Source organism: Pseudomonas sp. 32_A (assembly GCF_017490905.1).
Classification (GTDB): domain Bacteria; phylum Pseudomonadota; class Gammaproteobacteria; order Pseudomonadales; family Pseudomonadaceae; genus Aquipseudomonas; species Aquipseudomonas inefficax.
Genome location: NZ_JAFGYI010000043.1, coordinates 1 through 9,224 on the forward strand (window position 1 = coordinate 1; position 9,224 = coordinate 9,224).

General features: G+C 62.7%; 7 protein-coding genes and 1 riboswitch. Of the genes, 1 reads left to right on the forward strand and 6 read right to left on the reverse strand.

What is annotated here, in order from left to right:
* Window positions 1–160: 160 nt before the first annotated feature.
* From J5M58_RS21475 to ahcY, 5 genes are all read right to left on the reverse strand, one after another.
* Window positions 161–2,050 (reverse strand): DEAD/DEAH box helicase, encoded by a 1,890-nt coding sequence (locus tag J5M58_RS21475; protein WP_207879528.1) that lies wholly within the window; start codon window positions 2,048–2,050, stop codon window positions 161–163.
* Window positions 2,051–2,269: 219 nt separating this feature from the next.
* The gene (locus J5M58_RS21480) at window positions 2,270–3,058 is read right to left on the reverse strand and encodes an ABC transporter substrate-binding protein (RefSeq protein ID WP_207879531.1); all 789 of its coding nucleotides are present in this window, start codon (window positions 3,056–3,058) and stop codon (window positions 2,270–2,272) included.
* Between the two features lie 165 nt (window positions 3,059–3,223).
* Window positions 3,224–4,300 carry a hypothetical protein gene (locus J5M58_RS21485; RefSeq protein WP_112249373.1) on the reverse strand — a complete coding sequence of 359 codons (1,077 nt, stop codon included), beginning with the start codon at window positions 4,298–4,300 and terminating at the stop codon, window positions 3,224–3,226.
* Between the two features lie 92 nt (window positions 4,301–4,392).
* Window positions 4,393–5,238 carry a methylenetetrahydrofolate reductase [NAD(P)H] gene (gene metF / locus J5M58_RS21490; RefSeq protein ID WP_025340893.1) on the reverse strand — a complete coding sequence of 282 codons (846 nt, stop codon included), beginning with the start codon at window positions 5,236–5,238 and terminating at the stop codon, window positions 4,393–4,395.
* Between the two features lie 166 nt (window positions 5,239–5,404).
* Window positions 5,405–6,814, reverse strand: a complete 1,410-nt coding sequence (gene ahcY, locus J5M58_RS21495; protein WP_025340892.1) for an adenosylhomocysteinase — start codon at window positions 6,812–6,814, stop codon at window positions 5,405–5,407.
* A gap of 20 nt (window positions 6,815–6,834) precedes the next feature.
* A riboswitch (S-adenosyl-L-homocysteine riboswitch) is annotated at window positions 6,835–6,931 on the reverse strand.
* A gap of 178 nt (window positions 6,932–7,109) precedes the next feature.
* Here ahcY and J5M58_RS21500 point away from each other — a divergent pair.
* Complete coding sequence (locus J5M58_RS21500; protein WP_009399312.1) at window positions 7,110–7,511, forward strand: acyl-CoA thioesterase; 402 nt, start codon at window positions 7,110–7,112, stop codon at window positions 7,509–7,511.
* A 122-nt stretch (window positions 7,512–7,633) separates the two neighbouring features.
* Here the strand turns inward: J5M58_RS21500 and J5M58_RS21505 are convergent, their stop codons facing one another.
* Window positions 7,634–8,869, reverse strand: a complete 1,236-nt coding sequence (locus J5M58_RS21505; RefSeq protein ID WP_112249374.1) for a sodium:proton antiporter — start codon at window positions 8,867–8,869, stop codon at window positions 7,634–7,636.
* Window positions 8,870–9,224 lie beyond the last annotated feature (355 nt).

Sequence of the window (9,224 nt, forward strand, 5' to 3'; positions counted from 1 at the left end):
ACAAGGTCAGGGGCAATGCCTGCCTTCAGGAGCGATCGGCCTCCCCGGAAGTGCTTCTTCAGCCCGACGAGAATAACCTCTCCCGCTAGGCCAGACACAACATACAAGGAGCGGCCTTGTGTCGCGATAGGGCTGCGAAGCAGCCCCCTCGGTGCTTCTGTCAGCCCTTGCGGGTCAGCAGCGCCGGGCGCTCACCGCGCGGCCGGCTTGGCAGGTCATCCAGCTGCTCGGGCGTCGGGTAACGGTCGAGCTTGGACTCCTTGCGGATGATCACTGGCTGTTTTTCCGGCTGGCGTGGGTTGCGCACGGCCGGCTCTTGCCGGGCAGCATCGTCACGGGCCGGGCGACCACGGCCGCCGCCATCACGACGGGCACCGCCACCATTGTTGGCCCGGGGCGGACGTTTCTCGCCGCCACCGCCGCCACCGCCGCTGCGCGGCTGGCCGCTATTGCGAGCTTGGCCACCGGCGTTGCTGCGCTGGCCATTACCCTGACCTTGGCCGGCATTGCTACCCGGGCGGCGATTGCGGCCCTGGTTCTTGCCCTGGTACGGGCTGACATAGTCGGCACGGTTGCCGAAGTTGTCGATATCGTCGTCCAGGAATTCTTCCGGATCACGGTCGACAGGCGCTTTCGGCGCGCTGCTGTTGCTGGCCTGCTGTTGCTGCTGGCGCGGCTTCTTGTCACGCGGCTTGCGTTGCTGCTGTTGCTTGTCGCCGCTCTTTTCCTTGTCGGCCGGCTTGTCCGCAGCCTGTTGCTTGGCCTTGCCTTTATCCTTGCCCTTGTCCTTGCGGCCGCCGTTGGCATCTTTGCCGCCTTCGCCGCGGGCCTGCTGGTTACGGCCACCACGGCCGTTGTTCTGCTGGCGTTCGCGCACTTCAGGCTTTTCGGCTTCTACCTGGCTGGCGTCGAAGCCCATCAGGTCGCCGTCCGGGATCTTCTGCCTGGTCACCCGCTCGATGCTCTTGAGCAGTTTCTCTTCATCCGGCGCAACCATGGAAATGGCCTCGCCCGAACGACCGGCACGGCCGGTACGGCCAATGCGGTGGACGTAGTCTTCCTCGACATTCGGCAGCTCGAAGTTGACCACGTGCGGCAATTGGTCGATGTCCAGGCCACGGGCGGCGATGTCGGTGGCGACCAGCACGCGAACGCTATTGGCCTTGAAGTCGGCCAGCGCCTTTGTGCGGGCGTTCTGGCTCTTGTTGCCGTGGATTGCGGCGGCGGTCAGGCCGTGCTTTTCCAGGTACTCGGCCAGGCGGTTGGCGCCGTGCTTGGTGCGGGTGAACACCAGCACCTGTTCCCAGGCACCCTGGGTGATCAGGTGCGCCAGCAGTGCGCGCTTGTGGCTGGCCGGCAGGCGGTAGACGCGCTGTTCGATACGCTCGACGGTAGTGTTCGGCGGGGTGACCTCGATACGCTCCGGGTTGTGCAGGAGCTTGTCGGCGAGGTCGGTGATGTCCTTGGAGAAGGTGGCCGAGAACAACAGGTTCTGGCGCTTGGCCGGCAGGCGAGCGAGGACCTTCTTGACGTCATGGATGAAGCCCATGTCGAGCATGCGGTCGGCTTCGTCCAGCACCAGGATTTCCACGTGGGCCAGGTCAACCTTGCCTTGGCCGGCCAGGTCCAGCAGGCGGCCGGGGCAGGCGACCAGCACGTCCACACCCTTGGCAATGGCTTGGATCTGCGGGTTCATGCCGACGCCGCCGAAAATGCAGGCGCTGACCAGTGGAAGGTCACGGGCATAGACCTTGAAGCTGTCATGCACCTGGGCTGCCAGTTCACGGGTCGGGGTCAGGACCAGCACGCGAGGTTGGCGCGGGCCGTGGCGCTGCGACTTGTCGGGGTGGCCGGCCGGGAACAGGCGCTCGAGGATCGGCAGGGCGAAACCGCCGGTTTTACCAGTACCTGTCTGTGCGGCGACCATCAGGTCGCGGCCTTGCAACACGGCGGGAATCGCCCGCTGTTGCACGGGGGTCGGCTGGGTATAGCCCGCAGCCTCGATAGCGCGGACAAGAGCCTCGGAGAGACCGAGGGAAGCAAAGGACATGGGCAATCCTGTTCTCGTGTGGGCTGGGCCCGTTTGGGATGTTCTGCCTGGCGCGACGGGCATCGGTGGGATGCGATCGCGTCCGGTCCAGCTGGGCTTTCACTGCACATCCGGGTAGCGGAGGGTGGACGCGAAGGCGCGTCGATGCCGATCGGGATGCCTGTTGCGAGGCCGAGCGTCCGGGCGTGAGCCGGGCGGGAAGGCCCGAGTATAACAGAGCTATCGCGCTGTGCTGCTTTCCTGCTGCTCAACGGCGTTGAGAATGTTTCCGATGTCGTCTGTGTAGCGGTTGCTTATAGCCGCATAAGCCGGTTCCTGCTTGAAGCGCTGCAGTTCCATGGCGAAGGCCTGGGCCAGTGCCTCCCGCCCCGGCTTGCGCACCAGTCCCAGGTATTGCGCCTGACGGCTGATCACCAGTGGCAGCTCCTCGACCTGCTGTTGCAGGCCCAGATGGCGCAGCAGGTAATGGCCGACCCTGCGGTCGGTGATTGCCAGGTCGATGCGGCCCAGCATCAGCTTGCCGAAATTGGCTTCATGGGTAGGCGCGGCCTCGCGCCTGAAATGTATGGCCTCGTTGAACGCGGCACCATAAGCGTAGCCGGGCGAGGTGCCGACAGTGAGGCCGGCAAGGTCAGCCAGAGCCTTGACGGCATGGCGACGTGCGCTGGCCTGGAACAGGACGAACTCGACTTCCGACATGGGTTCGGGGGCGTATACCAGATAGGGCCGGCGCGACTCGGTCTGGAAAATGTCCATGATGCCGTCGGCCTGGCCTTGCTCGATCATTGCGAGGCAGCGCTTCCATGGCAGGAATTCCCACTGCACTTCGACGCCAAGGCGTTCGAACACGCGGGTGGTGACTTCGTAGTCGATGCCGCGCGGCTGGCCGTCGTGCTGGTACACATAGGGTGCCCAGTCATCAGTCACCAGGCGCAGCCGCTCGCCCAGGGCCAGCGGGCTCAGGCAGGCGAGCAACAGGATCCAGAACAGACGGGCGACGGGTGGCATGGCCGGAGATTACGCGCTCGGCCATTCCAAGGCCAGCGGGCGTGATGTTCTCCTGTGCCGGCCTCTTCGCGGGTGAACCTGCTCCCACAAGTACAGCACGAGCCTGCAAGCCAGCAGAGATCCTGTGGGAGCGGGTTCACCCGCGAAGAGGCCGCCACAGTTCAATCAAGTTTGGGAGGACCTCAGCAGATGCGCCTCGATATCCTTGCGCCGTTCGCCCAGTGACAGGCGCATCCCTGGGTGGCGCAGGCACTGGCGCAGTTGCTCGGGCTCCATGTGGCCATGGCGGGCATTGAGGTTTTCCAGGGCCTTGTCCCACCAGGCTGGTGCGCAGGCGCGGTCGAACTCATTGGGGTAGGGGTAGCAGCCATACAGCAGCTCGCGGGCAAATTGGCGCTCATGGCTGGGCAGGGTCATGCTCAGCGCCTTGTAACCCAGGCGTTGCAGGGCCGGCGGCCGTGGCAGCTGGTCATTGACCAGGGACACGTCGGCCAGCGCCGCGTGGCTCAGCGGGTCATGGCCATGCTTGCGCAGCCAGGCCTGGATCTTGGCGCGAAACTGCGCCTTGCGGCTCCAGTAGTGATGAATGACATCTGTGCATTCGGCCAGCTCCAGTGTGCGGTAGGCCGCCACCGCCAGGCAGAACTCCTCGAGGGTATAGGCCTCGCGAGCCAGGGGGTGGAATTCGTCCATCATGGCGATGGAGCGGTCCAGGGTACCGGCGTCTTTCGCGCTGAGGCCAATCACCCCGGAGTTGACCAGTGGCATCTGGCAATCGGCCAGGCCCCTGGACTCGAGGATAGCCAGCAGGTTCTTGTACAGCAGGCACTTCTGGTTGCTGCCATAGCGCGCACCGATGGCATTGCACAGCAGGCGGCCTGGGGCTACCCGGGCAAACAGCTCCAGCGGCGACTTGCGGAAGAAGGTGTCGGTGTCGATCAGCACTGCCAGCGGGTATTGCTGCAGCACCTGACGCAACAGCACATGCTTGCTGCGGAAGTGGTAACCGTGAGGGGCGTTCCATGCCTCGCGCGTGGCTTCGTCCAGCAGGTGAACGGTGACCGGCAGGCCGGCATAAGGTTGCGGGTTGTCGGTGTAGACCTGGATGTCCATGGCTTCGCCTGCTGCCGTATCCAGATGGGCGAGGGCGCTGACGATGCTGAAGCAGGCTTCCTGATGGTAGGTTGCCGGGCCAAAAGCCAGGTAGACGAGCTGTGGACGCGATGGCTGGGGGGGCTGCATGGCAGGCAAGACCTGTTTAACCGGAAAATGAATAAGGCTTTAGTCTATGACCAAAGCCTTAATCAAATCTTAAACAGATTTTGCAAAAAATTTCAGCGCGGCAGCTTCAGGTTGTTCCAGATCGCCAGGCTCGGCTCGGCCTGGTTCAAGGTGTAGAAGTGCAGGCCCGGTGCGCCGCCTTGCAGCAGCTGTTCGCACATGCGAGTGATCACTTCTTCGCCGAACGCCTGGATGCTGGCGGTGTCGTCGGCATAGGCTTCCAGCTGCTTGCGGATCCACCGCGGGATCTCGGCGCCACAGGCATCGGAGAAACGCGCCAGCTTGCTGTAGTTGGTGATCGGCATGATGCCAGGCACCACCGGGATGTCCACGCCCAGCTTCTGCGCGCGCTCGACGAAGTAGAAGTAGCTGTCGGCGTTGAAGAAGTACTGGGTAATGGCGCTATCGGCACCGGCTTTGACCTTGTGCACGAAGTTGGCCAGGTCAGCCTCGAAGTTGCGGGCCTGGGGGTGCATTTCCGGGTAGGCGGCCACTTCCAGGTGGAAATGATCGGCGGTTTCCTGGCGGATGAATTCGACCAGGTCGCTGGCGTAGCGCAGTTCGCCACTGGCCATGCCCATGCCTGACGGCAGGTCACCACGCAGGGCAACGATGCGCTTGATACCAGCAGCCTTGTATTCGGCCAGCAGGGCACGCAGTTCGGCCTTGGTGTCGCCAACGCACGACAGGTGCGGCGCGGCAGGCACCTTCACTTCGCTTTCCAGCTGCAGCACGGTGTTCAGCGTGCGGTCGCGGGTCGAACCACCGGCACCGTAGGTGCAGGAGAAGAAGTCCGGGTTGTATGCGGCAAGCTGGCGGGCCACGCCCATCAGCTTTTCGTGACCGGCATCGGTCTTGGTCGGGAAGAACTCGAAACTGTAACGGCGTTCCTGGGACATCAGGCGTTCCTCTAGCAGCAAGCTTCAAGCGGCAGGCTGCAAGTAAAAGCCAGACCGGTCATGGCCGGCCTGGCTTGGGCATCGTTCAAGACCCTTGATGCTTGAGCTGCAAGCGGCAATGGCACGGTCTGCCTTTGCTTGCCGCTTGAGCCGTCAAGCTTGCCGCTTAGTAGCGGTAGGCGTGCGGCTTGAACGGGCCTTCGACGGTCACACCAATGTAGTCGGCCTGCTGCTTGGTCAGCTGGGTGACCACGCCGCCGAAGCCGCGGACCATTTCCAGGGCCACTTCTTCGTCGAGCTTTTTAGGCAGTACTTCAACAGTCAGGCGCTCGGCTTTCTTCTCGGCCGACAGGTCGGCGAACTTCTGCTCGAACAGGAAGATCTGTGCCAGTACCTGGTTGGCGAACGAGCCGTCCATGATGCGGCTTGGGTGGCCAGTGGCGTTACCCAGGTTGACCAGGCGGCCTTCGGCCAGCAGGATCAGGTAGTCGTCGTTCTGCGGGTCGAAGCTGCCAGCGCCGGTGCGGTGGATCTTGTGCACCTGCGGCTTGACCTCTTCCCAGGCCCAGTTCTTGCGCATGAAGGCGGTGTCGATCTCGTTGTCGAAGTGGCCGATGTTGCACACTACGGCACGCTTCTTCAGCGCCTTGAGCATGTTGGCGTCGCAGACGTTGACGTTACCGGTGGTGGTCACGATCAGGTCGATCTTGCCCAGCAGGGCCTTGTCGATGCTGGCTTCGGTGCCGTTGTTGATACCGTCGATGAACGGCGAAACCACTTCGAAACCGTCCATGCAGGCCTGCATGGCGCAGATCGGGTCGACTTCGGTGACCTTGACGATCATGCCTTCCTGACGCAGCGACTGGGCCGAGCCCTTGCCCACGTCACCGTAGCCGATCACCAGGGCCTGCTTGCCCGACAGCAGGTGGTCGGTACCACGCTTGATGGCGTCGTTCAGGCTGTGACGGCAACCGTACTTGTTGTCGTTCTTGCTCTTGGTAACCGAGTCGTTGACGTTGATCGCCGGGACTTTCAGCTCGCCCTTGGCCAGCATGTCCAGCAGGCGGTGCACGCCGGTGGTGGTTTCTTCGGTCACACCGTGCACGCGCTCCAGCACTTGCGGGTATTTCTTGTGCAGCAGCTCGGTCAGGTCGCCACCGTCGTCGAGGACCATGTTGGCGTCCCATGGCTGGCCATCCTTGAGGATGGTCTGCTCCAGGCACCACTCGTACTCCTGCTCGGTTTCACCTTTCCAGGCGAACACCGGGATACCGGCGGCGGCGATGGACGCGGCGGCCTGGTCCTGGGTAGAGAAGATGTTGCAGGACGACCAGCGCACTTCGGCACCCAGGGCGACCAGGGTTTCGATCAGCACGGCGGTCTGGATGGTCATGTGGATGCAGCCCAGAATCTTCGCACCCTTGAGCGGTTGCTCGGCCAGGTACTTGCGACGCAGGCCCATCAGTGCAGGCATTTCCGATTCGGCGATGATGGTTTCGCGACGACCCCAGGCGGCCAGGGAGATGTCGGCGACTTTGTAATCGGTAAAACCAGCAGGCATGTTTGCAGCGCTCATGAGAGCCTCCATTCGTAGTGTGCGAATGGGCGCCGTTGTGCGTTAAGCGCCCGCGAGAGCGAGCAACGCCCCATCCGAGCCTGACAGGCCTAGCCTGCTGCAGCGCCCCTCGGACGGGTGGCGGGCATGGCGCCGCTGTGGGCGGCCATGTGAAGCGGCAAAGATTATAGCCGCGCCCGGCGGCTTGCCCAAGGTTTTCTGTCGATTAATCGCGACGATAGTCGATGTTCAATGGAGCGACAGCGGCCGCTCTGCCATCATTGCTACACGTTAGCCAAGCAGGTCAGGAGTACAGATGAACTTTCATACCCGCAAGTGGGTTAAACCCGAAGACCTCAACCCAAACGGCACTTTGTTCGGTGGCAGCCTGTTGCGCTGGATCGACGAAGAGGCGGCGATCTACGCCATCGTCCAGCTGGGCAACCAGCGCGTGGTGACCAAGTACATATCGGAAATCAACTTCGTCAGTGCCTCGCGCCAAGGCGACATCATCGAGCTGGGTATCACCGCCACCGAGTTTGGCCGCACCTCGATCACCCTCAAGTGCGAAGTGCGCAACAAGATCACCCGCAAGGCCATTCTCACGGTCGACAAGATGGTCTTCGTCAACCTTGGCGAGGATGGGTTGCCGGCGCCGCATGGGCGGACCGAGATCAAGTACATTCAAGACCAGTTCCCGGACAGTGCAGTCGAATAGATTTCGGTTGTCGGTGCTTGCCTCTTCGCGGGTAAACCCGCTCCCACAAGGTTTTAACTGCCCGAAAGGTAGCGGAGATTCTGTGGGAGCGGGTTCACCCGCGAAGAGGCAAGCACTATTGCTCAAGGCTGGTCGCTGACCTTGCGCACCACCCGCCCGATGCTCAACCCCTGCACCAGGATCGACGACAGCACCACGATGTAGGTGATCGACAGCAGCAGGTCACGTTCTGCGCCCAATGGCAGCGACAGCGCCAGGGCCACCGACACTCCACCGCGCAGGCCACCCCAGGTCAGTACACGCACCGTGCCTTTTGGCACCGGGCGCCAGCGTCGCAGCAGCACGATCGCCGGGGCCACCGTCAGCAGCCGCGACAGCAGCACCGCCAGCGCCAGCACGCTGCCGGCCGCCAGGTGCATCCAGTTGAATGGCAGCAGCAACAGTTCCAGGCCGATCAATGCGAACAGCAGGGCGTTGAGCATGTCGTCGATCAGTTCCCAGAAGCCATCCATGTAGCGACGGGTCATGTCGTTCATCGCCAGGTTGCGCCCCAGGTTGCCGATGATCAGCCCGGCCACCACCATGGCGATCGGCGCCGAAACGTGCAGCTCGTAGCACATCGCCGAGCCGCCGATGACCAGCGCCAGGGTCAGCATCACTTCCACCTGGTATTGCTCGACACTCTTGATCATGCGGTAGGTGGCGTAGCCGATCAGCCCGCCGAACACTACACCGCCGATGGCCTCGCGGGCGAAGAGAACGGCCGTATCGGCCATGCTTGGCGTTTCGCCCAGCTGGATAATGCCCAGCAACACGGTGAACACCACCACGGCGGTGCCGTCATTGAACAGCGACTCGCCGACGATGGTGGTTTTCAAGGGTTTGGAGGCATTCGCGGTACGCAGCGCGCCCAGTACGGCAATCGGGTCGGTGGGCGAGATCAGCGCACCGAACAGCAGGCAATAGATCAGCGGTACCTGCCAGCCGAACAGGGCAAACACCCAGTGCGACAGGTAGCCGATGACCACGGTGGCGATCAGCACCCCGACGGTGGCCAGCAGGCCGATCGGCCAGCGGTAGCTGCGCAGGTCGGAGAGGTTGACGTGCAAGGCGCCGGCGAACAGCAGGAATGCCAGCATCCAGTGCATCAGCAAGTCGTTGAAGTCGATCTGGTTCATCAGCCCTTCGACGCGCGCTTCCAGGCCAGGGAAGCCGATCAGGCTCAGGCCCTGCAGCATCAGGGAAAACAGCAGCGCCGTTACCATCACGCCAATGGCGGGGGGCAGGCCGATGAAACGGTAATTTACATAGGTGAGGAGGGTGGTAAGGCAGATAAACGCGGCAACTAGTTCAAGCATCCCGAATCCTGTAACAGTGGCTTCCAAGTCGTAACCCGAATGGCTCGGGCAGTTCTTTGATGACCTGGCGCGGGGTTCGGGACACAAGGTTTGACCGGATTCGTTCCAATCGTTCCCGTTAACAGGCTGAACTGCGTACTCAAGCACGCTCAAAACATAAGGGCTGGTGCGATCTCTGTGGCAGCGGGTTCACCCGCGAACACCGGCAGGGCCGGTGCCATACACCGGGTCGCCTTCTTCGCGGGTGAACCCGCTCCCACAACAGTCCCTGCAAACGCTATATATTCACTGCCGTAAAAAAGCCATAAGGACAACAAGGCGTGTTGGCAACATCCCTGGTGCTGGTCGCTGCCCT

Bases quoted from the DNA above. Each gene is read 5' to 3' on its own strand.
- J5M58_RS21480 (WP_207879531.1), bottom strand. From the start codon at position 3,058: ATGCCACCCGTCGCCCGTCTGTTCTGGATCCTGTTGCTCGCCTGCCTG.
- J5M58_RS21500 (WP_009399312.1), top strand. From the start codon at position 7,110: ATGAACTTTCATACCCGCAAGTGGGTTAAACCCGAAGACCTCAACCCA.
- ahcY (WP_025340892.1), bottom strand. From the start codon at position 6,814: ATGAGCGCTGCAAACATGCCTGCTGGTTTTACCGATTACAAAGTCGCC.
- J5M58_RS21475 (WP_207879528.1), bottom strand. From the start codon at position 2,050: ATGTCCTTTGCTTCCCTCGGTCTCTCCGAGGCTCTTGTCCGCGCTATC.
- J5M58_RS21485 (WP_112249373.1), bottom strand. From the start codon at position 4,300: ATGCAGCCCCCCCAGCCATCGCGTCCACAGCTCGTCTACCTGGCTTTT.
- J5M58_RS21505 (WP_112249374.1), bottom strand. From the start codon at position 8,869: ATGCTTGAACTAGTTGCCGCGTTTATCTGCCTTACCACCCTCCTCACC.
- metF (WP_025340893.1), bottom strand. From the start codon at position 5,238: ATGTCCCAGGAACGCCGTTACAGTTTCGAGTTCTTCCCGACCAAGACC.